Below are 24,932 nucleotides of genomic sequence, written 5' to 3'. Positions count from 1 at the left end.
GGGGCTATCTCACCCCTGCCGCTGCGCCTGCGTCACCGCCACGTGGATGAGTTCGGCCAGCGTCCGAACGCCGAGCTTCTGGCGCATCTGCGAGCAGGCGTTGGTGACGGTCTTGTAGCTCACCGACAGGTCGCTCGCGATGACGCCATAGGACTTGCCCTGGGCCAGCCGGGTGAGGATCTGCTGCTCGCGCGGGGTCAATTGCGATTCCGGCGTACGGCGCGGGTCTGTGCGCAGCATGGCGACTTCGGTGGCGAGGCGACGGTCGAGATAGACCTGGCCGGAACGGACCTTCTCGAAGGCTTCGTACAATTCCACCGATGCATGGTCCTTCAGCACGTAGCCCAGCGCCCCAGCCTCCAGCGCTCGCGATACGATCACCGGATCGTTGTGCATGCTGAAGACCAGGATGCGAATGCCGGGCGAGGCGCTGCGCATCCGGCGGATGAGATCGAGACCCGCGAGCCCGCTGCCCTGGAAGGTCAGGTCGCAGATCACCATCGAGGGGCGCAGGCGGAAGAACAGGCGGTAGCCCGCCACCGTGCTGGTCGCCTCGGCGATCCGCTCGATACCGGCGTCTTCGAGGACGCGACGGCAGCCCTGGAGGACGATCGGATGATCGTCGATCACGAGGACGGGCGCTTGGGTCGATGTCGGTGTGAACGCGTTCATACGGAAACGATCGGGCTCGTGTCCTCGGTCCGCTCGGGATCGAGCGGTATCACTATCCGGACAACCGTCCCCGGCGCCGCGTTGTCAAGGTGAAATGTGCCGCTGAGCGCTTCGACGCGCTCTCGCATCCCCGACAAACCGATTCCACCGCGGAAACCTCCGTCGAGATCGGACGTGCGTTTCTCCGCCAGCCCGGTGCCGTCGTCGCGGATCTCGACCCGCAACGCGTCGGAGGCGTGGCTCTCGCTCACCTCCGCCATCACATGGCGCGCCTCCCCATGCCGGACCGCGTTGGTCATGCTCTCCTGGATGCAGCGGAAGACGGTGAGGTCGACGAGGTCGCCGTAGCCGCGGGCGAGGTCGGTGAAGCGGCCTTCGAACACCGTCTCGGAATGGCGGCTGCGAAAATTCCGCAGGAGAAGCTGCAGGCACTCGGCCAGAGGCACCTGACCCAGGGCATGGGGACGCAGGCGATTCAGAAGGTCGCGGTTCAGCCCCTGCACCTGCCCGACGATGGCGCTGATCTCGTCGGCGCGGGCGGTGAGCTTGGCCCGGTCCGGCTGGCTCTCGGCCTGCGCCATCCGCGTCACCGAGGCGGCATTGGCCTCGAGCGCGAAGAGGCAGGGGCCGAACTCGTCGTGGAGTTCCAGCGCGGTGCGCCGCCGCTCGTCGTCCTGCGCCGTGAGAAGCTGCCGGTTGAGGCGGCCATTGGCGGCGCGGGCTTCGGAGAGCGCCTCCGCGACGCTGTTGAAGCGCTCGGCGATGATGGCGAGTTCGCGTGAGGCGGGCGGGTCGAGCCGCACCGTGTAATCGTGCCGCTCGAGCTGGGTCAGGCCGTCCGCCAGCTGCGTCAGGGGAGCGAGGACGCGGCCGAAGGCGATGTAGAGGGCGCCGAGAAGCCCGAGATTGAGGCACAGGCTCGCGAGCGAGAGGGAGACCGTGTAGCCCCAGACCTCGTCGATCTCGTCGAGGGGTTCGGTGGTGATGAGCGCGGTGCCGATCCGCTGGCCCTGCGCCACGATGGGCAACTCGTCGCGCTGTGGTGCCGGGGCGATCAGGGCGGCGAACCAGCGCGGGGCGAGATGGCTCTCGCGGCGCGCGCGCGGGTTGGCCAGGGCGACCTTACCGCCCTCGGCATCGAACACCGCGACGCGGACATGGCGGAGGTCCTGCACCCTTAATTCCAGCGTGCGCAGCAGGCTCGCGGGGGAGGCCGATTGCGCGAGGCCGATCGTGTCGGCCACGACCAGTTCGATATTGGCGAGGGTCGCCTGCATCTCGACCTGCACGGCCGAGCGGGCATTGACCACGATGAGGCTGAACGAGACCACGGCCGCCAGCAGATCGATGGCGAGGACGAGGACGACGAGGCGTGCCCGCGTCGGCAGGGAGGCCCAGCGTAGGCGCGGCGAGGCGCGTCTGGCCGGTTCCACAGGCGGGGGGCCGGGGGGAGATAGGGTCATCGTCGATCGTACCGGGATGGATCGGGTGCGGCTGTGCGCTTGTAGCGATAACCCATCCGCTGGGAATGCGCGCATGCGGGATGGGGCGCACAGCGCCCGTTTCACCCCGACGCCGCGACCATCTGAAAATGGCGCTCGGCCGCAAGTGCTCGACGGATACCGAGCGTTAAGCGCCAATGCTTTATCCAGATACATGTGAGCGACGACACGGGCGTGACTGGCACGATGTCCGAGGACATCTTTGTGCCCGAATGTCGGCATCACGTCCGTTCCGCGCCGTCGCGATTCCGTGACGGTCAAACGTTTTTTCGACCATTGTTAGAGAACTCGCCCGATGATGCAGGTTGCCATCGACCCGAGCGAAAGGCGCGACGCTGGCTCCCGCAAGCCCGTCGCTGACAAGGTTGTTGCTGACAAGCCGGTCGCGGCCAGGCCGGTGAAGCCTGGGTCGAAGCTTGGGTCGAAGCCCGCCGCGCGCGGTCGCATGGTCGTTCTCGGAACGTTGGGCTGCGTCGCCGTGGCCGGCCTGTCCTACGCGGCCTATTCGGCGATGGGCAGTCTCGCTGGTCCGCAGGTGGCGCGGCCGAACCTCTACCAGATGCAGAAGGCGCAGGCCCTCCAGGCCAAAGCGGCCGATTGGCCCGACCTGCGCGACGGCGTGCCCGCCCTTGCCTCGGTCGCCGGATCACCCGCGGCGGTCCGGGATACCGGCATTCAACTCGTGGAGAGGCGGGCCCTCGTCGAGGAGCCGGTTACGGCCGAGGCGATGTCGAAGGTTCAAAGTCCCGCGCCGGTCGAGGCCGCTGCCAAGGTCGAAGCACCCCCGAAGGTCGATACTCCCGTGACGCTGGCGGCGGCGACGCCCGCTCCCTCGATCGTCAAGGCCGAAGCGCCCCGTCCGAAGGCGCTGCCGCCGATCGAGCCGGTGAGCCTGGCGCTGCCGCCCAACGCACTCTCGCCCATCGTGCCGAACCGCGTCGCTTCGGTCATCGCCCCGAGTGCGGCCCAGACCATCCGCGCGCGCTCGGCGGCCACGAGCTTCGCGTCGCTTCCCCCTGAGCCGACCCGTGCCGAGGCCGGTGCGGAAACGTCGAAGCCCAGCGCCAGCGTAGTCGTGAAGCCCGCCGCCAGTGTCGCCAAGCCGAGTGTGGCTGTGGCCAAGCCCAAGCCGGCCAAGCCCGCGAAGCCCGTGCAGGAAGCCAGCGCCGAACCCGCAGCGGCACCCGCAGCGGCACCGGAACCCGAACAGAGCGAAATCTTCGGCCTGAAAGTGCCGTCCCTCGCCCCGGCCGGTCGCAAGATCGCCGAGAGCGTGGAAGCCCTCGGCAACGCCGTGAAGAACCTGCCGAACCAGTTCTGACCCTCGACGATGACGGGGGCCGTTGACCTGATAGCCCGTCCGGAACCTAGATCTCGTCCCGTGGCGGGTGCCCGAACAGGGCCTTGTAGGCGCGGCTGAACGCGGCCTCCGACGTATAGCCGACCCGCAGCCCGATCTCGCCGACCCGTGCCTCCCGCCTCGCCAGCATGTCTCGCGCGAGGCTGAGCCGCCACTCGTTCTGGTATCGCAGCGGCGAACGTCCCACGAGTTCGGTGAACCGCTCGGCGAAGCCCGAGCGGGACATGCCGGCGAGGCCTGCCAATTCGTCGATACGCCAGGGCTGCATCGGCCGCTCGTGCATGGCCTTGAGCACGCGGGCGATGCGGGCATCGGAGAGACCGCTTAGCCAGCCGGACGAATGCCCGAGATGGACCCAGGTCCGCAGGGTGCGAATCACGAGCAGATCGATGATCCGCGAGATCATCAGGGCCGCGCCGGGCTGCGGGTCGGTCGTCTCCCGCATCATGAAATGCACCATGCCATCCAGCCATTCCGCCCCTTCGGCGTGTCGGATGTGGATGAGGTCCGGCAGGGCCGCGATCATGCCGCGAAGGCTGTACGGGTCGAACCAGAACCGACAGACGATGACCGTCGCCGGCGTGGGTGATGCGACCAGCCGCGCCGCCCCGGGGCCGCGTGGCAGGAGCATGAGGTCGCCGGTGTCGAGCACGAGCGGTTGTCCGGGGCTTCCGCCGACCTGAAGCGCACCTGCGGCGACGACGAGAACATGCGCCGCATCGACGTCCAGTTTCAGCGGCTCGCCGTGCGAAACGGTCCGGGCCTGGACCCGGTCACCGTTCAGCCGAATCTGCGCCAACACCTGCGACAGGAGATCGGCGTTCTCCGCGCCGGGGGAAACGATCTCCGGACGATCGGTCAAGTCTTTCGGCGGAACCGTCATGGCCGATGCGGGGTCCAAAAATTATACATGCGGTCCTTGGAGACGTTTCCCCCCTGTGGCGATGGGCAAGGTCTCACGAGAGCCGAGGATACCGCAAGGCCTTCAGCGCGCTGGCGCTGCTTTGCCGATCCTCGGAGCGACAGGCATAGGAGAAGGACATCGACATGCCAGTTCCCGCGTCGACACAATGGCTAACATCCTACTATTTCGTCCGTGCCGGCGTTGCCGCCGCCTGGGTCGCCGCAGCCGTGACCGTCGGACGAAGCGTATCCCCGGTCGCGGCGGTCCTTCTCGTGGCGTATCCCGCCTGGGATGCAGGGGCCAATCTCGTCGATGCGCAGCGCAGCGGTGGATGGAGAGCCAATCCCAGCCAGATCGGCAACGCCGCGATCAGCACCGTCACCGCTCTCGCGGTCGCCGTCTCCCTCGGCCTCGGCCCCCACGCGATCCTCGCGGTGTTCGGCTGCTGGGCCATCCTCTCCGGAATGTCGCAGCTCGCCACCGGCATCCGGCGCTGGAACGGCGGTGCCCAATGGGCGATGGTTCTCAGCGGGGCGCAATCGTCGCTCGCGGGCCTCTTTTTCCTTGCGAAGGCGAACGACGTCGCAACGCCCGGCATCATGGACGTCGTACCCTACGCCGGCTTCGGCGCCTTCTATTTCCTCGTCTCGGCCGTGTGGCTGGCGGTGGCACGGGCGCGGCAAGCCTCGGTGGAGGGCACAGCGTGATGTCGGGATCGGCAATCATGGCCGGGTTCCATGGTCCGGCCTCCTCGCATCACGGTCGCGATGCCGTGTTGCAGATGTGCGGGATCGAAACTGAAGGTGACGGCGCGATCGTCGAAGAAGAGGCGACCCGAACATGACGCGAATCCTGCCATGGCGTTTGGCATTCTGGGCGTGTCTTCTGGCGGCCGCCGCTGCGCTCGCCCATCCGATGGAGCGGGAAGGAGCGGTCATGAACGTCGACTGGCGAGTGGAGCCTCATGCCGGGATCGGCCGTCTCGTCTTCGGTCTCACGCCGGGGGAGGTCGCCTCCGCGGCGGTCCCGGTCTACGGCACCCCGACTCCGCTCATTCGAGGAGCGGATGCGGCGGCCGATACCGAAGGACTGATCGCCGCGTTGGGACCATCTCTGTCGGCGGCCGACATCTCCACCATGAGGCGAGCCGCCACCGATCTGGCGAGCCTGGACCGGCAGAACCTCGAGAAGGACCGCACGCCCATCCTTCTGGAATATCGCAACGGCCGGTTGGATGGCGTGACGGTCGAAGCGCGTCATGCCGAGACGCATTTTCGGAACGAACGGATCTTCTCCCTCGATGCGCGGGAGGTGCTGCGCCTGTTCGAGCGGGCGAACGGTGCCCCCGGCCGATTCCGCTCCACCGAAGCCGCCTTCGACAACCTCGCGGTCTCCCTTTTCTCGTTCAGTAGGGTCTCACCGGACGGCAAGGTCCGGGTCTTGCGGGACGACGACCCGGATTTCACCGAGCGCTCCGTCACCCTGCGCCGCGCGCCCTACCGGCCCGCGAACGAGATGGATCAGTTCGTTACGGCGTCGTTCGAGTGATGGAGCGGTGTTGCCGGTACTGCTCTTTCCCCTTGAGTGGCTGGCTTCATACCTCTGCTTTGACAAGCAGACGGCGTCCCTCTCCCCCTTGTGGGGAGAGGTCAGGAGTGGGGGTGGCGCCGCTAGCCTCTGCCGGTCGAGGGTCACCCAACCACCCCCACCTCCAACTCCTCCCCACAAGGGGGAGGAGGGTTAGGACGGCGCATCCCGCGACATGCGGGAATGCCGTAGCCGCACATGGACGGAGGGAGAGAAGAAGCCTTCAGCGCGGACGGCGCTGCGGCGGCTTCTTTCCGGCTTCGCGTTCGTGGCGGGCGGCGCGGGGGCTCTTGAACCCCTTCGGGCCCTCGGCCTCACGCTCGGGCTCGCCGCCGAGAAGCGCCTCGACCTGGATTTCCGGCGAGCCGTTCTTGGCGAAGGTGGCGGCGAAGCGCGAGGCGGCGCCGCCACGAATCTCGAACTTGGTCTCCCGGTCGAAGATGCGGATGGCGCCGATCTCCTGGCGGCCGATATTGCCGCGACGGGTCAGCATCGGCAGGAGGCGACGCGGGTCGGCATTGTCGCGACGGCCGAGATTGAGCCGGAACCAGACCGAGGGGCCTTCCGCATCGATCCGTGCCGAATCGGCGGGGTCGTAGACCTTGCGCTCCTTGCGCTCGGGGCCGGCGCCCGGATCGGTCACGTCCTCGGGCTCGGGCAGGCGGGCGCGGTAGATCTTGGCGAGAGCGGCGGCCAGTTCCTGCGGCGTGCGCTGGGCGAGCAGCGCCTCGCCCATGGCGAGGTCTTCCTCGGAGGGCGTCTCGGTGAAGAGCGGGTCCTGCCACATACGCTCGCCGTCGAGGCGGCGGATCTCGTCGGCCGTGGGCGGGGCGGCCCATTCGGCATTGACCTTGGCGATGGCCAGCATCTGCTCGGCGCGGCGGCGCTTGGAGGCCGGGATCAGCAGCACGCTGGTGCCCTTGCGGCCCGCGCGCCCCGTCCGGCCGGACCGGTGCTGCAGCACCTCGGCATCGTGGGGCAGGTCGGCATGGATGACGAGGCTCACCGTCGGCAGGTCGATGCCGCGTGCGGCGACGTCGGTGGCGACGCAGACCTTGGCGCGGCCGTCACGCAGGGCCTGGAGCGCGGCGTTGCGCTCGCCCTGGCCGAGCTCGCCCGACAGGGCGACGGCCGAGAAGCCGCGCTCGGTGAGCACCGCCTGGAGATGGCGGACGGCGTTGCGGGTGTTGCAGAAGACGATGGCGGTGGGCGCATCGGTGTAGCGCAGGGTGTTGACCACCACGTGCTCGATCTCGCGCGGCACCACCCGCACGGCGCGGTAGGTGATGTCGGTATGGCCGCGCTCCTGGCCCTTCACGGCGATGCGCAGGGCGTCGTTCTGGTAGCGCTCGGCCAGACTCGCGATCGCCTTCGGCAGGGTCGCGGAGAAGAGCAGGGTGCGCCGCTCCTTCGGGGTCACCGAGAGGATGAATTCGAGGTCGTCCCGGAAACCGAGATCGAGCATCTCGTCGGCCTCGTCGAGGACGGCGACACGCAGGTTCTGGGTGGCGAGGTTACGCCGCTCCAGATGGTCGCGCAGGCGGCCCGGCGTGCCGACGACGATATGGGCGCCCTCGGCGAGAGCCCGGCTCTCGCGGCGGGGGTCCATGCCGCCGACGCAGGCGATGACGCGCGCTCCGGTCTCGGCATAGAGCCATTCGAGCTCGCGCTGGACCTGAAGCGCGAGTTCGCGCGTCGGGGCGATGACGAGGGCCAGCGGCGGGCCGGGCGGATCGAGCCGCTCGGCATCGCCGAGGAGCGTGTCGGCGAAGGCGAGGCCATAGGCGACGGTCTTGCCGGAACCGGTCTGGGCCGAGACGAGGAGGTCGCGGCCCTGGGCCGCCGCCTCGATCACGGCACTCTGGACGGGGGTCGGGTCTTCGTAGTTGCGGGCCTCGAGCGCTCGGACGAGCGGGGCCGGCAGGGTAGGAAAGGGCACGGGGCAGAGGCCTTGCAGGCAGACAAGGCAAACCCTGCGGATTCGAGTCACCCTGAGTGGCGACGTCGCTGCATCCGGTCGTGGGTCCGGCCTCGTTCGGTTACGGAGCGTGTGCTTCTAGCCGCAATGCGGCGCTGACGCCACGCCCCATGCTGCAATGCTTCCAAGCGTGGTTTGCGTGCATCCCGTGGCGAAGGCACCGGGCGGACCCTCCCATCCAAATCCTTACCGCGGCCAATGCGGGCACGATCGGTGAAGGCGGATCGCCCAAAACGACGTCCGACACGAAAGGGGGCCCCGACGGTTGCCCGTCGGGACCCCACATTGGTTTCGAGTTCGGCTGTGTAAGATCAGATGCTCGGTGCCCGTTCACACCGAGCATCGTTCATCATGCATGTCGAACAAGCCTGGGCCCGTCCGAAGACACGGATCGGATCAGCTCCAAGTAAACTCGTTGGTCAAATGGGCCATGGGCGTCTGGCCGTTCACTTCGGCCACGTCGATATTGGCGCCGATATTGCCCTCTCCCCAGACGATGTTGCCCGGATTTCCCGCATTTTGGTACGAGGAATTGGTCACCACCGTATTTTCGTTCACGCCCCAGAGCAGCGCGTTCGAGAGAGGATCTCCCCGTCCCTGATCCGACGCGATGTTGTCGAAGGAGCGCGTGAAGTCGAAGGTGTTGTTCTGGCCGTAATCCGCGAACGCGCCGTTGCCCATATGGATCGTATCGACGTTGCGGACGGTGCCGTTGTTCGACCCCTCGAAGATGACTCCCTGACCGCTCGGCGAATTGTTGCCGTCGATCACGCCGTTCGAGACGGTGACGTTGTCGCTGTAATAAACCGAGATGTTGTCCTCGGTCCAAGCGACGTTCGGGTCGTTGTGGACGTAGAAGTTGTTGAGGCTGCTGTCCGGCGACTGGCCCATTTGCACGAGCTGTCCGCGGGGGAAGGGCCCGCGCATATCGTAGCCTTCGATGTTCTCCAGTTCCGCACCCGGCGAGTATTGGATGAGCACGCCCGTCGAGGTGTCGTGGAAGGTCGCGTTCGTTACGCTCAGGTCGTCGGCTTCGAAGGCCGAGATCCCGTAATGGTCCGGGGTCCGTTCGGCGCCCGTCTCGGGTGCGCCCTCGTTGAAGACCTCCACGTTCTGGATATCGACGTTGTCACCATCCATGACGCGGATGCCGGCGCCTTCCTCGGTGCCGCCGTTTCCATTGAAATGGATGCGGACATTCTCGACCGTCACATTGTCCACGCGATCGATGTCGATGCCGGGACCGCTATCGACGTAGATGTCCATGTCCCGAATGACATCGCCTTCCTGGGCGACGATCGTTCCATCGTGGCGCGTGAGAGGAGCGTTGCCGCCCTCGGTCGGGGGCTCGTCCACGGGTGCCGGCTCGGAGGGCTGCGCGACGACCGGGGGTTCTTCGGGCGAGGGCGTCGCTCCGATATCGGGCACCACCACATCCGGCCCCTCGGGGATGGGAGCCGGAGTGTCGACCTCGGGTACCGAACCCGAGAAGCCTTCGCTGAACGCGTTCGTGTAATGGGCCATGGGCGTCTGGCCGTTCACTTCGGCCACGTCGATGCCGGCACCGATATTGCCCTCTCCCCAGACGATGTTGCCCGGATTTCCCGCATTCTGATACGAGGAGTTGGTCACCACCGTATTCTCGTTCACGCCCCAGAGCAGCGCGTTCGAGAGAGGATTTCCCCGTCCCTGGTCCTCTGCGATGTTGTCGAAGGAGCGTGTGGAATCGAAGGTGTTGTTCTGGCCGTAATCCGCGAACGCGCCGTTGCCCATATGGATCGTATCGATGTTGCGGGCGGTGCCGTTGTTCGACCCCTCGAAGATGACCCCCTGACCGCTCGGCGAATTGTTGCCGTCGATCACGCCGTTCGAGACGGTGACGTTGTCGCTGTAGTAAACCGAGATGTTGTCCTCGGTCCAAGCGACCTTCGGATCGTTGTGGACGTAGAAGTTGTTGAGGCTGCTGTCCGGCGACTCGCCGAATTGTACGAGCTGTCCGCGGGGGAAGGGCCCGCGCATATCGTAGCCTTCGATGCCCTCGAGTGTGGCGCCCGGCGAGTATTGCACGAGGACGCCCGTCGAGGTGTCGTGGAACGTCGCGTTCGTCACGCTCAGAGCCTCGGCCTCGAAGGCCGAAATCCCGTAATGGTCCGGGGTCCGCTCTGCGCCCGTCTCGGGTGCGCCTTCGTTGAAGACCTCCACGTTCTGAATATCGACGTTATTGCCCCGCATGATGCGGATGCCGGCGCCTTCCTCGGTGCCGCCGTTTCCATTGATATGGATGCGGACGTTCTCGACCGTCACATTGTTTACGTTGTCTATATCGATGCCGGGACCGCTATCGACATAGATGTCGAGGTTGCGAATGACATCGCCTTCCTTGGCGACGATCGTCCCATCGTGGCGTGTCAACGGAGCCGCGCTGGCGCTGGATGCGGATGTCGCCCCGGCGTCTGACTCCACCACCACAGGGACGTCGGAGGCGGGTTCCGTGCTGTCGATGACCGGAACCGTGCTTGAGACGCTGCCGTCGGCAAGTCCCGAAACGACGTCGGATATCGGGCTCGACCCCAGGCCCGTGTCGGAGGCGGAACGCGCGTCGTCGCACGATGCGACGTGATGTTGCGAATGCTGCATTCAATTTCCAGTTGTGTCTGCGGCCGGTCCTGATGCCGACCCTCTCAATCCGCTGCTGTTTTGGCCACGGATCCCCATGAGCATCGGCGTTGTTTGCCGACACTATTCCCAAGATTATTGTCGCACTGATGAGCGAATAATCGGATCGTACGAATTACCAGCCGGCACTAAGAAGAACTTCCTCTGTGCCAATTGGCAAATGTACAGATCGGTACACTTCAGTATTCTAGTTCTTTATTGTCACAACAAATCTTAGTGAGCAGATCTTGTTCAAAATGTGTCACGGATGATTTTCGATCATTGGCGCGAGGTTCGCCGGTCTCGCCTGAAAAGCGGGTCGTATGCCGGTGCGTGCATTGTGGCGGATGATTACTACCGGACGGAAACGGGGCTCTCGCACAGGATGCCGCTTCCCTTCCGCCGAGGTCCCGGAACCCCTTGGTGCGCGACCGCCTGAGCCCGGCCCTTCGCAATCGCGACCATGGCGGCGGCTATGTGGCGTGGCGGATCTCGCCGAGGTGGCAGTGGCCGCGAATGCCAGTGACGGCGGGCTTTGCCGCCGTCCGCATTGGCGGATGCTACTTCGCTAAAGACCGAGATAGCCCCGATGCGCACTTTCTCGAAGAACGCGCGGCAGTGATGATGGTGGCGGTGCGCTTCCCATCGGAGCAGTCAAACGCAATCGCCTGGATAGCGTCGAACGATCGTTCATATCATCTCAGTGGAGACGATCCGATGATATACAATGTTCAGACATTGAGGGCGATCGCGGCCTATCTCGTTGTTGGCTTTCACTGCCAAATCTTGCTTTTCGGTGATCTGAAATATTCAATGGGGGCTTGGGGCGTCGATATATTCTTTGTGATAAGCGGGTTCGTGATGGCCTACACCACCGACGGCCGGAACGTGAGCCCACGTCAATTCATCGTCAAACGACTGGTTCGCGTCCTTCCCCTATACTGGTTCATGACAATCGCTGTCTTTCTCACGGCCCTATCGATGCCCTTTCTATTCCGCAGCGTCGATGCCGGGCCGGCGCAGCTGCTCATGTCGCTGGCGTTCATTCCGTTTGAGAAATCGAGCGGTTTGATCCAGCCGGTATTGTTCCTCGGATGGACGCTCAATTACGAGATCTTCTTTTATTGCCTCTTTTGTCTGAGCCTGTACATTCAGGCGGAATTAAATCGATACCTTTGTCTCAGCCTCACCATGGTCGCGCTCGTGATCCTCGGAGCGATGTTTCGCCCCGAGGATGTGCCCGGCCGGTTTTATACGGACCCGATCATACTCGAGTTCGTTGTAGGCATATGGATCTATTACATCGCGCGACACGTCGCGATCTTACCTAGCCTTTTCAACGTCCCGATGATCGGCACCTTGGGCCTCGCCAGTTTCGGTCTTTTATTGGCGGCGGAATTTCTTTGGCCGACCGTTCCCCGCTTTATCGGCCTTGGTCTGCCGGCAGCTTCACTCGTCCTCGCCGCGATCTTGCTGGAAACCAAGGGCGCCGTCTCGAAAACCGACTTTGCCATAAAGCAGGGCAACAGCAGCTACGCGCTATACCTGACGCATTTCCTGTCCTATCAACTCTGCGAGAAGATTGTCTTCAAAATTTTCGATCCACAGAGCCTCTATTTGAGGTTGGCCGCATTCGTTAGTGCGATGGCGCTCGCCGGAATTCTTGCCTGGATCGTGCATCGTCAGATCGAAATCCCTCTGACCCAAAGCGTCAGGGATGTGTTCACTGGCTTCTGGCGTCGATCTCCCGCCCGGCCGTAGCATCGGGTCGGCGGACCTGAATGGTCGGTGATTCGAACGGCCGGCTGGGGCCTTTCGAGAAGCCCCATCCCCGTCGTGACCCGGGACCTGCTAAGGGAGGCCCTGGTGCATGGGGCCAAAGAAGACTCTCAGGCAGGAACCTTAGATGGACGTGCTCGTCATCGGCGCAGGAATCGTCGGCCTCGCGGTGGCGCGGGCCCTCGGCCGGCGCGGGCATTCCGTCATCGTCGCCGAGGCCGAAGGGGCCATCGGGACCGGCGTGTCGTCGCGCAGTTCCGAAGTCATCCATGGCGGCATGTACTATCCCGCGGGCTCCTTGCGGGCGCGTCACTGCACGCGTGGCCGCCGGATGCTCTACGAGTTCTGCCGGAGCCACGGCGTGCCCCATGCGCGTCCGGGCAAGCTCATCGTCGCCACCTCCGAGCCCGAGCGGGCCGCCTTGGAGGGAATCGCCGAACGCGGCCGGGCCAATGGCGTCGAGGGCCTCGCCTTCATCGAGGGCCGGGAGGCCCGCGCCCTGGAGCCGAACCTCGCCTGCGTTGCCGCATTGCATTCGCCCGAGACCGGCATCGTCGACAGCCACGGCCTGATGCTCGCCCTGCAGGGGGATATCGAGGATGCCGGCGGGGCCATCGCCTTCCATAGTCAGGTCGGCGCGATCCGGCGCGAGTCCGGGGGCTGGCAAGTGGAGGTCTGTGGCGAGGACTTGTCCTTCGACGCCGTCGTCAATGCCGCCGGCCTCGGCGCGCAGGCCGTGGCGCGGGCGGTCGAGCCCTATCCGGGCGAGCGCATCCCGAGGCAGGTCCTCGCCAAGGGCAGCTATTTCGGGTGCCTCGGCCGTCCGGCCTTCTCGCGGCTGATCTATCCCGCGCCTATGGAAGGCGGGCTCGGCATCCATCTCACCCTCGACCTCGCCGGTCGGATGCGCTTCGGGCCGGATGTGGAGTGGGTTGACGCGCCGGACTACGCGGTCGATCCGGCCCGCACCGAAATCTTCGCCCATGCCATCCGGCGCTATTGGCCGGGACTGCCTAAGCATGCGCTGACGCCGGATTACGCCGGTATCCGCCCTAAACTCACCGGACGGGGCGAGGCGGCGGCGGATTTCCTCATCGACGGGCCGGCCGAGCACGGCCTGCCGCACCTCGTCCACCTGTTCGGAATCGAGAGCCCCGGCCTCACATCGAGCCTGTCGCTGGCCGAGGAGGTGGCGGATCGGCTGGTCGGGGCCGAGCCGTGAGGGCTGCCGGATTCCCACATCTCCCCGCTGGCTTTTCCTTCATCCGAGAGGGTTCAACCCGAAGCGCGACGTGCTCCCTCTCCTGGAAGGAGAGGGCGATCGTATATGGCACCACGCCGTCATTCCAGGTCGCCACAGGCGAGCCTGGAATCCAGAGCCGCCGACAGTGTAAAGTCCGGCACCACTTGTGTTTCTGGATCCCGGGCTCCGCTGCGCGGACCCGGGATGATGGGGTGGTGCCAGCGGGTTTCTGACAGGCAAATCGGCATATGCGATCGCCCTGCCTGGAAGGAGAGGGCTGGGGTGAGGTGTGGTCCATCTCCGGAAAGCTCACACACCTCACCCTGTCCCTCTCCTTCCAGGAGAGGGGACCCGCGTCTCCTGTGAGATGTGTGACTATCGTAGGCCTGAGGTCGGAGCGTCGGCCCGTTGACACTTCTGCTGGGCGCGCAATCGTCCTGAGATGCAGCGTCCGGCTTCACGCCCTAGCGCGCATGGTCCTGAGAGGCCTCAAGCCATGACCGAGATCCAATTCGTCGCCTTTGTGGTGACCCCGCTCCTGGCCCTCGCCGTCGGCGGGGGCGTGGCATTGTGGGCGCGTCACTGGGCTTAAGGCGCCTCCCCGGCCCGCCAGCGTTTGCCTGTCCGCTCAGCCGCCGAAACGTTCGGTCCTGATGCGTCCCGGTTCCAATCCGACATCGAGGAGCAGGTCCGCCGCGTTGCCGACGAAGGCGTTTCCGCCGCAGATATAGACGTGGCGCGGAGCCCCGAGCTTGCCTAACGCTTCGCCGATCATCGCCCCGTCGATCCGGCGGCCACCGGCGCGCGTCAGATTGAGCATCAGGTCGAAATGCGCCTCGTCACGGGCGCGGACAGCCAGTTCCTCCGCGGCGATCGCTTCATCCGCCTCTCGCACCGAGTAGAGCAGCAGGGCGGGCACCTGAGGCGCCGCCGCCGCGCGGTGGCGCAGCATCGCCAGCAGCGGCACCACGCCGGACCCGCCGCCGACGAGGAGGAGGGGGCCGCCATCCTCCGGGCGCCAGACGAACGAGCCGCCGATGGGGCCGCGCAGCTCGATCGTGTCGCCGATCTCCGCCACGGAATCGAAGAAGCCCGAGACTTCGCCTTCGGGCAGGCCCTCGATCATCAGTTCGATCGTGCCGTCCGTGCCCGGCGCCGAGGCGATGGAGTAGCTGCGCTGGGCCTGGTAGCCGTCGGGAGCCGTCAGGCGCACGTCCACATGCTGTCCGGCCAGCATCGGCCGGTCGAAAGCGGTCCGGAACCGGTAGCTCTTCACCCGCCGCGTCACCGGCTTGATGGCGAGGAGGGTGGCTTGTTGCCAGGGGAGGGGCCGCGCGGCGGGCTCAATCACCGGTGAAGCGCTGCTCACGCCAGGGATCGCCGTACATGTGATAGCCGCGCAGTTCCCAGAAGCCGCCCTCGTCCTTCTTGGTGAAGCGCAGGCCCTTCACCCATTTGGCGCTCTTCCAGAAATACAGGTGCGGCACGAGGAGCCGGGCCGGGCCGCCATGGTCGGGCTCGATCGGCTGCCCCTCGTAATGGGTCGCCACCATGGCCTTGGGGCCGGCAAGATCGGCGACCGGCACGTTGGTGGTGTAATCGTCGTAGCCTTCGGCGAGCAGGTATTCCGTCGGTGCCGAGATCCCCGCCGCCGCGAGGATGTCGTCGATGCTGACGCCCTCCCAGCCGGTGTCGAACTTCGACCATTTCGTCACGCAGTGGATGTCGCCGCGCCAGGAGGTCCGGGGCAGGGCGGAGAACTCGTCCCAATTCCAGCTCTTGATGGGCCGCGAGCCCTCACGCAGGGTGAAGCTCCAGCTGTCCATGTCGATGCGCGGGTTCGGACCGATCTGCAGGACGGGAAAGTCCTGTTCAAGATACTGGCCCGGCGGAAGCCGCTCCTGCGTCGCCTCCGGTGGCCGTCGTCCCGTGAAACCGCGTGTGGCCATGCTCGTCTCCGTCGTCGCGCTTGCCGTGCGACTTCCTTCGAGCTTCAGAACCAGCGGGTCAAGCGGAGCCCGGAGACTCGCCCTCATCCTGCGGATGTCCCGGCAGGATGCCTTCGGCCACGAAGAGAATACCCTCCGGCCGGTACGAGATCTTCGCCGTGCCGTCGATCTCCTGTGCCAGAGCCCGCTCGATCAGCCGCGATCCGAACCCCTTTCGTGTCGGCACGGCCACCGGAGGACCGCCTGTCTCCTGCCAGAGAACGCGGAAGGAAAAGGAGGCCGTGTCGTCGAGGAGGCTCCAGGACAGCCGGATCAGGCCGGTATCGTTGGACAAGGCCCCGTATTTCACCGCGTTGGTGGCGAGTTCGTGCAGTGCCATGGCGAGCGCCAGGGCACCGCGCGGCGGCAGCCTGATCTCGCCGCCCTCGACATGCACGCGCTCCCGCCCCTTGCTCTGGAACGGGGCGAGGGCGCGTTCGGCGATGTCGGCGATGGAGGCGCTGTCCCAGGCCTCCTCGGTCAGCACATCGTTCGCCGCGGCAAGCGACACCACCCGGGCTTCGAGAGACCGGCCCGCCTCCTCCAGGCTGGGGGCGGTTCGCAGGGTCTGGCGGATGATCGACTGGATCAGGGTGAGGGTGTTCTTCACCCGATGGGTCAATTCGCCGGCGAGGAGCGAGCGATGCTCTTCCGCGTGCTTGCGCGCGGTGATGTCGAGGGAGACTCCGGCCATGCTGACGGGCGTTCCATCGGGACGGTAGACGGTCTGCCCGCGGATATGGACCCAGCGCAGGTCACCGGACGGCGTGACGACCCGGTACTCGATATCGTAATCGATGTTCTGCTCGATGGATCGGCGCATCTGCGCTTTCATCCGTTCGCGGTCGCCGGGATGGATCGCGGCGCTCATCTCGCGGTAGCTGAACGGCTCATCGGGATCCCGGCCGAAATTCGCCCGGAAGTGGTCGGACGTCTCCAACGTCATCGCGACGAGATCGAGGCTCCATGAGCCGATCTGGCCGGCAGTGAGCGCGAAGCGCAGATTCGTCTCGCTGCGGCGAAGCGCGACGGTGCGGCGCTCCACCTCGGCCTCCAGCGCGTCGTGGTCGTTCTGCAACCGGACCAGACGGTCCTTCTCCAAAGTCACGTCGTATTGGGAGGCGAAGAAATACGCGACCTTGCGTTGCGAATCGAAGACCGGCGCGATGAGGAGGCGGTTCCAGAAGACCTCTCCGTTCTTGCGATGGTTGAGCAGGTCGATCTCGATCGGAACGGCTCTGTCGATGGCGTCGCGAATGCGGGCAACGGCCGCCGGATCGGTCTTCGGGCCCTGAAGGAACCGGCAGTTCCGGCCGAGGATCTCGTCGCGGGAGTAGCCGGTGGCGCGCTCGAAAGCGGCATTCACGAAAACGATGGGGATGTCCGGCAGGTTCGGGTCGGCGATGACCATCGGCATCCGCGTGGCCCGGAGGGCCGCGGCGAAAGGGTCCGGTCCGTCGACGGTGCGGGCGATCTCCGAGGCGATCCGCTCCTGTTCGGAAAACCGGATCACGATACGGCGCCCAGGATGGTCCAATGTCTCACGCGTTGCCTCGACCTAGAATCCGACCCGTGCGCGATGAAGCGATTCGGACATTATTCGTTGTACGCGTGAGCTAAGCTTAAGCAAGGCTTCATCTCGACTTATCTGACAGCGCTGTCGTGAAGAGTTCCCTGGCCGTTATTTCGCCTTGATTTGTGTATGTTTACATACAGAACACCGGTCCTTTGGCTGAAGCGGTGCTTTTTGACGAAATCGACCCTTTCAGACGCCGGGACGCTGCCCAGAACGCGGAACGCCCGCCGCGGTCGAACCGGGCGGGCGTCCTGACGATCGGTGAAAGGACGTTCAGCAGCCTTTGGCGGCATCCGCCGCGGTGGGCTTGCCGTCCTGCTGCTTCGCGACATCCGAGGCCGAGGTCGCGGTGTTGGCACCGACATTGTTCATGGCGCCGACCGTGCCAGGCGACTCGGCCTTCGCGCCGGGGCTGACATTGCCGGTCGCGCCGGGATCGACCTTCGAGCTCTTGTCGTTCATGGCCGCCTTCCCATCCGCCGTGGAGCCGGTGGCACAGGGAGCGGCAAGAGCCATGGCGGAGCTGAGCATCACGATGGCGCCGGCGCCGATGAGCTTGGAAATCTGTCGCATCTGTTCCTCCAGGAAGTATTTCTCATGTCGTAATGGATGGCATGCGTCATTCGTTCCAATATTTTTCCGGATTGTCCCGCATCTATAAGGACAAAATTGCAGGTCATGCGTAACGTCGGCCACCATTTCCTGCAGCGCTCTGACGGTTGTTTCGAGAATTGTTTTGCGCCGCACAAAAGGCGGTTCCATTAATGGTTCAGGGCTCGAAACCATAGTCGAATCATGCTGTTATCTGGTGATTCTTGACGTCTATCGTATCGGTCAGAACCTCGCGGAGAAGACTTGCCAGGCGTTCTACCGCTGGATTTTTCACCGCCGGCGCCGTGAGCAGCCTCAACGAGAGGCAGGGCAGAGGCGGCAGGCCCGCGTTTAAGGGATCGAGCGCCTCAAGGGAGACAGGTAGGCCATGGGGCGTGCGCACGGTCAGGCCGAGCCCGGCCGAGACGGCCGCCCACAGGCCCGCGAGCCCCGGACTGCTGAACGAGATCCGCCAGGGAATGCCGGCCGCGTCGAGCGCTTCGAGGGCCGCGTGCCGGAAGATGCAGGGCGATCCGAACAGGATCAGCGGGAGTGGACGGTCCGCGCTCTGTACGATGCCGTGGCGTGGCCCGATCCAGGCCATCGGCAGGGTTCCGATGACGGTGCCATCCCGCTCGACGCCATCCTCGTCCCAGAGGAGGGCGAGGTCGAGCTCCCCGGCCTCCAGGCAAGGGCGCAGGATGGCGTTTCGATCCACATGGGCGTCGATCCTGACGCCGGGATGCAGGCGCGCGAAACGGCCGAGCGTCTCCGGCAGCCAGGTCTCGGCGAAATCCTGGGGCAGGCCAATGCGAACGCTACCCGTGAGGGCTGGCGAGCCGAGGGCGCTCACGGCGGCATCGTTCAGGTCGAGCAGCCTGCGAGCATAGCCCAGCATTATCTCGCCCGCCTCGGTGAGGACGAGCCCGCGCCCATGCTTCTGCACGAGTTGCTGGCCGACCTGATCTTCGAGCTTGCGCAATTGCAGGCTGATCGCGGAAGGCGAACGGCCGAGACGCGAGGCGGCCTTGGCGAAGCTGCCGAGATCGATCCCGACCACGAAGGACCGCAACACGTCCATATCGAGGTTGGCCGGCACGATCATTGAGGTTTTCCGAACGGACGCTTCAGAATTACGAGATTTTCCAAACTATCCTGAAGGGTCATCATTCGACCGTCAATCGCGGAGCGTCCGCGATCCGAAGGGGAGGAAGACCTGATGCCGTTCGTGAATGTGAAGATCGCCGGTCCGGCCATCGCTGCGGAGCAGTTCGACAGCCTGCATCGCGGCGTGACGGAGCTGATGGCCGGGGTGCTCGGCAAGAACGCCGACCTGACGTCGGTGCTGGTGGAAGAGGTGCCGCTGCAGGCATGGCAGGTGGGAGCCCGGCCGCTGGGCTGCGCCGCCCATATTCAGGCAGCCGTGACGGCGGGCACCAACGATGCCGAACAGAAGGCCCGCTTCATCGCGGAGGCCAATACCCTGCTGCATCGGGTGCTGGGGGATGGGTTGCCGCTGGCGACCTATGTGGTGGTCCAGGAAATCGCGGCCGAGGCGTGGGGCTATGACGGCCTGACCCAGGAGCACCGGCGGCTCGCGCGCTGAGATCCGGCGGGCCGGATGGTACGGGTTCGGACAATCGGCATATTGCCGACCTCGTTCGGGCGACGTTCACCTGTGTCATCCTAGATGAGCACGGTAGAGGCCTTTGCCGGCCTTACTGTCGCGTCGAACGGGACCGTGGGGGCATTCCAGTGTCCGTCGGCCGCGTCATTCGCGGCGTAGGACACTCGAGAAGTGATGTCTGCAGCCCCGTGAAGATCGCCCTCCTCGCCCACCTCAAATATCCCATCGCCCAGCCCTTCTCGGGAGGGCTCGAGATGCACACTCATCTGCTCGCGAGCACCCTGCGTGCCCGCGGGCACAGCGTGACGCTCTACGCCTCCGAAGGGTCGGATGCGCGCGGATGCCTGAAGGCGGTCTGCCCGCCCACCGGCAGCGCCGTCGACGACGAATCCGCCCTGCGGATCGACCGCGCCGAGCTCGCCGCCTACGAGGCGATGGTGGCGGATGTGGCGCGCGGCGACTTCGACATCATCCACAACAACAGCCTGCATTACCTGCCGTTGCTGCGCGCCCGCGATCTCGGCGCGCCGATGGTGACGGCGTTGCACACGCCGCCCTTCGAGCCCTTCGTGCGCGGCGTGAAGGCGCGGGCGGACGACATGACCTTCGCCGCCGTTTCGGAATCCCTGGCGCGCGAGTGGCTGCCGCTCATCGACGAGCCGCTGGTGATCGGCAACGGCATCGATCTCGACGCCTTCGCCTATTCGCCCGTCCCCAAGGGCGAGCCCCATGCGATCTGGATGGGACGCCTCGTCCCCGAGAAGGGGCCGCATCTGGCCATCGATGCCGCCCGTGTCGCCGGCATCCCCCTGAAATTCGCCGGTCCGCAGAGCAACCGCGCCTATTGGGACGCCGAGATCGCGCCGCGCCTCGGCCCGGACATCACCTATCTCGGCCATCTCGGCCATGCCGAACTCGCCCGCCGCGTCGGCGAGGCGCATGTGGCCCTGTGCACGCCGCGCTGGGAAGAACCGTTCGGCCTCGTGCTGGCCGAGTTCCTGGCCTGCGGCACGCCGGTCGCGGCCTTCGCCCGCGGCGCCATCCCCGACATCCTGGACGAGACCTCGGGCGTTCTCGCCGTCGCCGACGATCCGGTGGATCTCGGCCGTGCACTCGCCCGCGCCATCCGCCTCGACCGGCACGATTGCCGCCGCCGGGCCGAGCACCTCTTCGACGCCGACACCATGACCGACCGCTACGAGGCGATGTACCATGCCGAAATCCGCCGCTGGTCGACCCCCGTCTCCGTCCGTCCGGTCCCGGCCGGCGCTCGCGCATCGCTTCTCGACAATGCGTAACAACCCGCTCTCCCTCGGCCGGGCCGTCGTCTGCGTGCCCGCCCGCAACGAAGCCGAGGTGCTGCCGCGCCTCGTGCGCTCCCTCGACCGGCAGATCGGTTCGGGAGACGGCGCGCTGCTGCGGGTCGTGATCCTGGCCAATAACTGCACCGACGCGACGGTGTCGCTGATCCGCGAGATGGAGCGCAACGGCGAGACGCGCCATCTCGATCTCCGCGTGATCGAAGCGGTGGTGCCGCGTGAGGTGGCCCATGTGGGCACCGCGCGCCGGATGGCGCTGGATGCGGGGGCCGACTGGCTGGATTCCGACGGCGTCGAGGATGCCGTTCTTCTCAGCACCGATGCCGACGCCGTCGCCGCCCCCGGCTGGGCCCGCGCCAATCTGGTGGCCCTGGAACATTCCGAACTCGTGGGCGGCCGTCTCGTCATCGAGACGGAGGAGAGCGAGAACCGGGACCCGGAAATCCACGCGCTCCATCGCCGGATCGAACAATACTGGGTCGCGGTGCGCGCCCTCGAAGAGGCCATCGATCCCCCTGCCCACGATCCCGCGCCTCGCCACGGCGACCATGTGGCGGCGAGCCTGGCGCTTCGCGCCGCGCTCTACCGGGAAGTCGGCGGGCTGCCCGCGATCCCTTGCGGCGAGGACAACGCGCTGGTCGCCAAGGTCCGCCTCGCGGGCGGCCGCGTCCGCCATTGCCCCCATGTCTCGATCTCGGTGTCCGATCGCGGCACCGGCCGCGTCACCGGAGGGATGGCCACCGAGATGGCCCGTCGCGCCCGCGTCGTCGCGGGCGAGGAGGCTTACCTCCTGCCGCCGGCGAGCCACTGGCTCGCCGTGATCGAGCGCCAGCGTGCGTTCCGCCTCGCCTGGGGCGCCAAGGGTGGCCCGGAAGCCGGATTGCGGGCGCTCGGCGTATCGGCGGAGGACATCGCCGCCATCGAACCGGGGACCTGCGTCAACGCCATTGCCTTCGCCGAGCGCGTGGGAGAGCGGGTCGGCGAGATCGGGCCGGAGCCGGCCCATGTCCCCCTCGACGAGGCCATCGCGGGGCTCGATGCCCTCCTCGCCCGGCTGATCGACAGGCGCACGGCGCGCGTCGCGTGAGCGAGGCGGCGGCGCACCGGCGTCCCGTCGGCTACTATGTCCACCATCAGGGCGCCGGTCACTGGCAGCGCGCGGATCTCATCGCCGCCCGCCTGGACCGGCCCGTGACCCTCATCGGCACCTTTGCCGAGATCGACACCTCGCGCGCCAACGGCGCGATCCTAGATTTGCCCGACGACCGCCTCACCGGCTTCGACGGCCAGGACGGCGAGGCGATCCGGCCGGACTGCTTTCATTATGTCCCCGTCGGGATCGACCGCATCCGCGACCGGATGGGGATGCTCGCCGACTGGATGGCGAAGACCGATCCGGCCCTGCTGATCGTCGACGTGTCGGTGGAGGTGACGCTCCTCGCGCGGCTCCTCTCGGTGCCGACCCTGGTGGTGCGCCTCGCTGGGAACCGCACCGACATTCCGCATCTCGAAGGCTTCCGCTCGGCGGAGCGCCTGCTCGCCTTCAACCCGCCCGAGATCGAGACGGCCGGAACGCCGGACTGGGTGCGGGCGAAGACCCTCTATGCCGGCTTCCTGGCCGATGCCCCCAAGGCAGGCGCGTCGGAAGACGGCTCCATTGCGGTGATCTACGGGCGAGGCGGGGCCGGCGGCTCGGTCTCCGACCTCGCGGCCGCCGCGCGTGCCGTGCCCGACCGGCACTGGCACGTTCTCGGCCCGGTGGAGGCACCGACCGCCGATCTCCCGCCGAACCTGCATCTCCATGGCTGGGTCGCCGAGACCGGCCCCTATCTCGACCGCGCCGCCTTAGTGATCGGCGGCGGCGGCGACGGCGTCGTCGCGGCCGTGGCCACGAGGGCGAAGCGCTTCCTCTGCCTGCCGGAACCCCGCGCCTTCGACGAGCAGACGGCGAAAGCGGAATCCCTGGCGAAGCTCGGCGCGGCCATCGTCCGCCAGGCATGGCCGGACGCCTCGGACTGGCCGGTTTTGATTCAAGCGGGCCTTGCCCTCGATCCGGCGGTGATCGGCGGGCTGGTCCAGGCCGACGCCATCGGCCGCACGGTCGCGATCATCGAAGACGTCATTCAGGGGATCGAGCGCCGCCGCGCGCGGAGGGTTTAGTGCCTGTTTGATCTGATATTCCAAGCTCTTACCTCATCCTGAGGTGCCGCGTAGCGGCCTCGAAGGAGCCCCCCAGGGATCACATCGGCCTCTGGAGCCCTCCTTCGAGGCCTCCGCTGCGCTCTGGCACCTCAGGATGAGGTGGAGGGTGGGATAAACCGGTCCTCGACGTCCGAGAGAGAAGCCTGCACCGCTTCTGCGCGCAAACACCTAAAACGGCCGGTCCAGCGGTACCCGCGCGGCTTCCATCTCGTCCGCGGTCGGCATGCGTAGGATCGTCGGCGCCTCGCGCCAGGTCGGCGGCAGCAATCCCAACCGCGCGAAGGCATCGAGCCAGCCGTCCATGGGCCAGAGTCCGTGCCGGGCATGGAAGCGGGTGGCGTTGGCGATGATGTCGGCGAAATGCTGGAGCGGCGGGTCGAAGGCCCCGTGATACTGGTGGTAGGCGTGGCCCCCGGCACTGAACAGGATCGGGATGCCGGCGGCATCGGCCCGGAAGGCGAGGTCGGTATCCTCGGCGCCGTAGCCGTCGAAGGCTTCGTCGAATCCGCCGATCCGGTCGAAGGTCGTGGCCCGGACACCGAAGGCGAGGGACCAGAACAGGCCGGGATTGTCGGTGCGGGCAAGGCCCGCAGCCGGGAAGTTCCGCACCGGATGGGTATGGCCCGACGCGCGCAAGCCCGCCTCGGTCCAGCCATCGTCGACGGCCCGCGCCGGCAGGTAGCTCACCTCGCAGCAGATCAGGCCGTCGGCTAGCCCAAGATCCGCGTCGAGGCTCGCGACGAGATCGCCCGAGGGAATGCAATCCACATCGAGGAAGATCAGATGATCGCCGCAAGCCGCGCGGCGTCCGGCATTGCGGGCACGGGCCAGCGGCAGGCCGCCGCTCGGAAGGACGATGCGGCGGATGGGAAAGCCGTGATCGGGGAGGGGGGCGGGGTTCGCCCCCATTTCCACCACGATGCATTCGGCCGGATGCGTGCCCCGGCCGAGGCCTTCGAGAAGGCGCGCCAGATGCGCGTCGCGGCCCTTGTTCAGGGTGATGACGGTCGTGCTCACGCAGCGTCCGCCGGCATGGAGACGAAGATCTCGTAGGGGCCGAGGAAGCGCGCGATCATTTCTGGCGCGAGGCGAAAACCCGTCGGGTCGTCGGAGATGAGGTCGGTGGTCTGCGAACGATGCGCCGCCACGGCCCTCGCCTTCGCCGCCACATGCGCGCTGACATCGACGCGGTAGCCCGACGGAGGGGCGCCGACTTCCGTGCCCTGCGGCAGGGTCCAGCCCCAGACCGGATAGGCGAAGGCCTTCGTCGCGCCGAGCTTCGGCTGGGCGAGCCTCACGATGGCGGCCGCCGCCTGATGATCGCAATGGGGATCGTGCGCCCAGGTCACGCAGACCGCGCCGGCCCCGCTCTCTTTGGCCACGGACGCCACCACATCCGCCGCCGCCTGCGCTTCGGGGCCGCTGCTCGACACTCCCGCATCGGGCAGGCGCAGGAACGTGACGTTGGCGGGAGCGAGGCCGAGCGCCGCCACCGCTTCCAGCGTCTCCTCCTCGCGCAGCGCCCGCAGGCGGAGCGGCGGATAGAGGGCGGAATGGGTGTGCGAGCCGCAGCCGTCACTGACGATGACGAGCCGCACCTCGCGCCCCCGCGCGCAGGCCTCGGCGATCAGGCCGCCGCATCCGAGGCTCTCGTCATCCGGATGCGGGGCGACGACGACGAGCCCGCCACCATCGGTGAGGGCATCGAGACCCGCCACGGGGAGATTCTCGGCGGCGGTGAGAAAGGCGTCGGCATGCATGGAAGCGAGTAGTCCCTGTGAAAGGATGGCAGCGCCATCGCCATGATTGTCCCAACCCGTTCCCTGTCACCACGGCATTCACCGATTTCGCGGGCAGCGCGGCTCTCCTCCCCACAAGGGGGAGAGGGACGCGGTCATCCTGAAACATCAGATGGGTGAATGCCGCAGCTATGAGGGGGATTGGGCGGG

The 24,932-nt window shown here is 66.5% G+C and carries 22 protein-coding genes; 10 read left to right on the top strand and 12 right to left on the bottom strand.

The genetic code is table 11. The annotated features are described in order from the left end of the window. Window positions 1-9: 9 nt before the first annotated feature. Together ASF32_RS07915 and ASF32_RS07910 are read right to left on the bottom strand one after the other, a co-directional pair. Window positions 10-672: a response regulator transcription factor gene (locus ASF32_RS07915; protein WP_056426034.1), complete on the bottom strand. Its 663-nt coding sequence runs from the start codon at window positions 670-672 to the stop codon at window positions 10-12. Next, complete coding sequence (locus ASF32_RS07910) at window positions 669-2,135, bottom strand: ATP-binding protein (RefSeq protein WP_056426030.1); 1,467 nt, start codon at window positions 2,133-2,135, stop codon at window positions 669-671. The genes ASF32_RS07915 and ASF32_RS07910 overlap by 4 nt, the downstream gene beginning before the upstream one ends. 334 nt (window positions 2,136-2,469) lie before the next feature. Between ASF32_RS07910 and ASF32_RS07905 the strand changes: the two genes are divergently transcribed. Further along, entirely contained in the window at window positions 2,470-3,495 is a 1,026-nt protein-coding gene (locus tag ASF32_RS07905) for a hypothetical protein (RefSeq protein WP_056426028.1), read from the top strand. A gap of 46 nt (window positions 3,496-3,541) precedes the next feature. Here the strand turns inward: ASF32_RS07905 and ASF32_RS07900 are convergent, their stop codons facing one another. Then, entirely contained in the window at window positions 3,542-4,417 is an 876-nt protein-coding gene (locus tag ASF32_RS07900) for an AraC family transcriptional regulator (RefSeq protein WP_056426023.1), read from the bottom strand. 164 nt (window positions 4,418-4,581) lie between these two features. On the opposite strand from ASF32_RS07900, the gene ASF32_RS07895 reads away from it, so the two are divergent. Both ASF32_RS07895 and ASF32_RS07890 read left to right on the top strand, forming a co-directional pair. Then, on the top strand, window positions 4,582-5,145 hold the full coding sequence (locus tag ASF32_RS07895; RefSeq protein WP_056426021.1) for a DUF308 domain-containing protein: 564 nt from the start codon (window positions 4,582-4,584) through the stop codon (window positions 5,143-5,145). 133 nt (window positions 5,146-5,278) lie between these two features. Next, on the top strand, window positions 5,279-5,986 hold the full coding sequence (locus ASF32_RS07890; RefSeq protein ID WP_244483607.1) for a hypothetical protein: 708 nt from the start codon (window positions 5,279-5,281) through the stop codon (window positions 5,984-5,986). A 262-nt stretch (window positions 5,987-6,248) separates the two neighbouring features. Here the strand turns inward: ASF32_RS07890 and ASF32_RS07885 are convergent, their stop codons facing one another. Then, the gene (locus tag ASF32_RS07885) at window positions 6,249-7,964 is read right to left on the bottom strand and encodes a DEAD/DEAH box helicase (RefSeq protein WP_056426018.1); all 1,716 of its coding nucleotides are present in this window, start codon (window positions 7,962-7,964) and stop codon (window positions 6,249-6,251) included. A 435-nt stretch (window positions 7,965-8,399) separates the two neighbouring features. Continuing rightward, on the bottom strand, window positions 8,400-10,415 hold the full coding sequence (locus tag ASF32_RS07880; protein WP_162239894.1) for a right-handed parallel beta-helix repeat-containing protein: 2,016 nt from the start codon (window positions 10,413-10,415) through the stop codon (window positions 8,400-8,402). 79 nt (window positions 10,416-10,494) lie between these two features. Between ASF32_RS07880 and ASF32_RS26825 the strand changes: the two genes are divergently transcribed. From ASF32_RS26825 to ASF32_RS07870, 3 genes are all read left to right on the top strand, one after another. Next, window positions 10,495-10,623: a hypothetical protein gene (locus tag ASF32_RS26825; RefSeq protein ID WP_280136548.1), complete on the top strand. Its 129-nt coding sequence runs from the start codon at window positions 10,495-10,497 to the stop codon at window positions 10,621-10,623. A gap of 458 nt (window positions 10,624-11,081) precedes the next feature. Then, the gene (locus tag ASF32_RS07875) at window positions 11,082-12,419 is read left to right on the top strand and encodes an acyltransferase (RefSeq protein WP_156467726.1); all 1,338 of its coding nucleotides are present in this window, start codon (window positions 11,082-11,084) and stop codon (window positions 12,417-12,419) included. A 145-nt stretch (window positions 12,420-12,564) separates the two neighbouring features. Next, complete coding sequence (locus ASF32_RS07870) at window positions 12,565-13,659, top strand: NAD(P)/FAD-dependent oxidoreductase (RefSeq protein WP_056426010.1); 1,095 nt, start codon at window positions 12,565-12,567, stop codon at window positions 13,657-13,659. A 649-nt stretch (window positions 13,660-14,308) separates the two neighbouring features. Here the strand turns inward: ASF32_RS07870 and ASF32_RS07865 are convergent. From ASF32_RS07865 to ASF32_RS07845, 5 genes are all read right to left on the bottom strand, one after another. Continuing rightward, on the bottom strand, window positions 14,309-15,031 hold the full coding sequence (locus tag ASF32_RS07865) for an FAD-binding oxidoreductase (protein WP_056426006.1): 723 nt from the start codon (window positions 15,029-15,031) through the stop codon (window positions 14,309-14,311). Then, on the bottom strand, window positions 15,024-15,629 hold the full coding sequence (locus tag ASF32_RS07860) for a sulfite oxidase-like oxidoreductase (RefSeq protein ID WP_056426004.1): 606 nt from the start codon (window positions 15,627-15,629) through the stop codon (window positions 15,024-15,026). Before ASF32_RS07860 ends, ASF32_RS07865 begins: the two co-directional genes overlap by 8 nt. Before the next feature lie 58 nt (window positions 15,630-15,687). After that, window positions 15,688-17,181 (bottom strand): PAS domain-containing protein, encoded by a 1,494-nt coding sequence (locus ASF32_RS07855; RefSeq protein WP_056426235.1) that lies wholly within the window; start codon window positions 17,179-17,181, stop codon window positions 15,688-15,690. 336 nt (window positions 17,182-17,517) lie between these two features. Then, window positions 17,518-17,817 carry a hypothetical protein gene (locus ASF32_RS07850; protein ID WP_056426001.1) on the bottom strand — a complete coding sequence of 100 codons (300 nt, stop codon included), beginning with the start codon at window positions 17,815-17,817 and terminating at the stop codon, window positions 17,518-17,520. Window positions 17,818-18,037: 220 nt separating this feature from the next. Further along, complete coding sequence (locus tag ASF32_RS07845; protein ID WP_056425997.1) at window positions 18,038-18,940, bottom strand: LysR substrate-binding domain-containing protein; 903 nt, start codon at window positions 18,938-18,940, stop codon at window positions 18,038-18,040. 114 nt (window positions 18,941-19,054) lie between these two features. Here ASF32_RS07845 and ASF32_RS07840 point away from each other — a divergent pair, with 114 nt between their 5' ends. The 4 genes from ASF32_RS07840 to ASF32_RS07825 all read left to right on the top strand — a co-directional run bounded on the left by ASF32_RS07840 (window position 19,055) and on the right by ASF32_RS07825 (window position 22,941). Then, window positions 19,055-19,441 (top strand): tautomerase family protein, encoded by a 387-nt coding sequence (locus ASF32_RS07840; protein ID WP_056425995.1) that lies wholly within the window; start codon window positions 19,055-19,057, stop codon window positions 19,439-19,441. 209 nt (window positions 19,442-19,650) lie between these two features. Beyond that, window positions 19,651-20,760: a glycosyltransferase family 4 protein gene (locus ASF32_RS07835; protein ID WP_056425992.1), complete on the top strand. Its 1,110-nt coding sequence runs from the start codon at window positions 19,651-19,653 to the stop codon at window positions 20,758-20,760. After that, window positions 20,753-21,868 (top strand): glycosyltransferase, encoded by a 1,116-nt coding sequence (locus tag ASF32_RS07830; RefSeq protein WP_056425990.1) that lies wholly within the window; start codon window positions 20,753-20,755, stop codon window positions 21,866-21,868. The genes ASF32_RS07835 and ASF32_RS07830 overlap by 8 nt, the downstream gene beginning before the upstream one ends. Then, the gene (locus tag ASF32_RS07825) at window positions 21,865-22,941 is read left to right on the top strand and encodes a glycosyl transferase (protein WP_056425987.1); all 1,077 of its coding nucleotides are present in this window, start codon (window positions 21,865-21,867) and stop codon (window positions 22,939-22,941) included. Before ASF32_RS07830 ends, ASF32_RS07825 begins: the two co-directional genes overlap by 4 nt. Before the next feature lie 210 nt (window positions 22,942-23,151). On the opposite strand, the gene ASF32_RS07820 is transcribed toward ASF32_RS07825, so the two are convergent. Both ASF32_RS07820 and ASF32_RS07815 read right to left on the bottom strand, forming a co-directional pair. Further along, entirely contained in the window at window positions 23,152-24,000 is an 849-nt protein-coding gene (locus ASF32_RS07820) for a galactosyltransferase-related protein (RefSeq protein WP_056425985.1), read from the bottom strand. Next, window positions 23,997-24,743 (bottom strand): PIG-L family deacetylase, encoded by a 747-nt coding sequence (locus ASF32_RS07815; protein ID WP_056425982.1) that lies wholly within the window; start codon window positions 24,741-24,743, stop codon window positions 23,997-23,999. Before ASF32_RS07815 ends, ASF32_RS07820 begins: the two co-directional genes overlap by 4 nt. Window positions 24,744-24,932: the final 189 nt, after the last annotated feature.

The organism is Methylobacterium sp. Leaf91 (assembly GCF_001422815.1).
Lineage (GTDB): Bacteria > Pseudomonadota > Alphaproteobacteria > Rhizobiales > Beijerinckiaceae > Methylobacterium.
The sequence above is the reverse complement of the archived record's forward strand: the minus strand, read 5'-3'. Positions and strand labels throughout refer to the sequence as shown.

Bases quoted from the DNA above. Each gene is read 5' to 3' on its own strand.
- ASF32_RS07915 (WP_056426034.1), bottom strand. From the start codon at position 672: ATGAACGCGTTCACACCGACATCGACCCAAGCGCCCGTCCTCGTGATC.
- ASF32_RS07910 (WP_056426030.1), bottom strand. From the start codon at position 2,135: ATGACCCTATCTCCCCCCGGCCCCCCGCCTGTGGAACCGGCCAGACGC.
- ASF32_RS07905 (WP_056426028.1), top strand. From the start codon at position 2,470: ATGATGCAGGTTGCCATCGACCCGAGCGAAAGGCGCGACGCTGGCTCC.
- ASF32_RS07900 (WP_056426023.1), bottom strand. From the start codon at position 4,417: ATGACGGTTCCGCCGAAAGACTTGACCGATCGTCCGGAGATCGTTTCC.
- ASF32_RS07895 (WP_056426021.1), top strand. From the start codon at position 4,582: ATGCCAGTTCCCGCGTCGACACAATGGCTAACATCCTACTATTTCGTC.
- ASF32_RS07890 (WP_244483607.1), top strand. From the start codon at position 5,279: ATGACGCGAATCCTGCCATGGCGTTTGGCATTCTGGGCGTGTCTTCTG.
- ASF32_RS07870 (WP_056426010.1), top strand. From the start codon at position 12,565: ATGGACGTGCTCGTCATCGGCGCAGGAATCGTCGGCCTCGCGGTGGCG.
- ASF32_RS07860 (WP_056426004.1), bottom strand. From the start codon at position 15,629: ATGGCCACACGCGGTTTCACGGGACGACGGCCACCGGAGGCGACGCAG.
- ASF32_RS07850 (WP_056426001.1), bottom strand. From the start codon at position 17,817: ATGCGACAGATTTCCAAGCTCATCGGCGCCGGCGCCATCGTGATGCTC.
- ASF32_RS07845 (WP_056425997.1), bottom strand. From the start codon at position 18,940: ATGATCGTGCCGGCCAACCTCGATATGGACGTGTTGCGGTCCTTCGTG.
- ASF32_RS07840 (WP_056425995.1), top strand. From the start codon at position 19,055: ATGCCGTTCGTGAATGTGAAGATCGCCGGTCCGGCCATCGCTGCGGAG.
- ASF32_RS07830 (WP_056425990.1), top strand. From the start codon at position 20,753: ATGCGTAACAACCCGCTCTCCCTCGGCCGGGCCGTCGTCTGCGTGCCC.
- ASF32_RS07815 (WP_056425982.1), bottom strand. From the start codon at position 24,743: ATGCATGCCGACGCCTTTCTCACCGCCGCCGAGAATCTCCCCGTGGCG.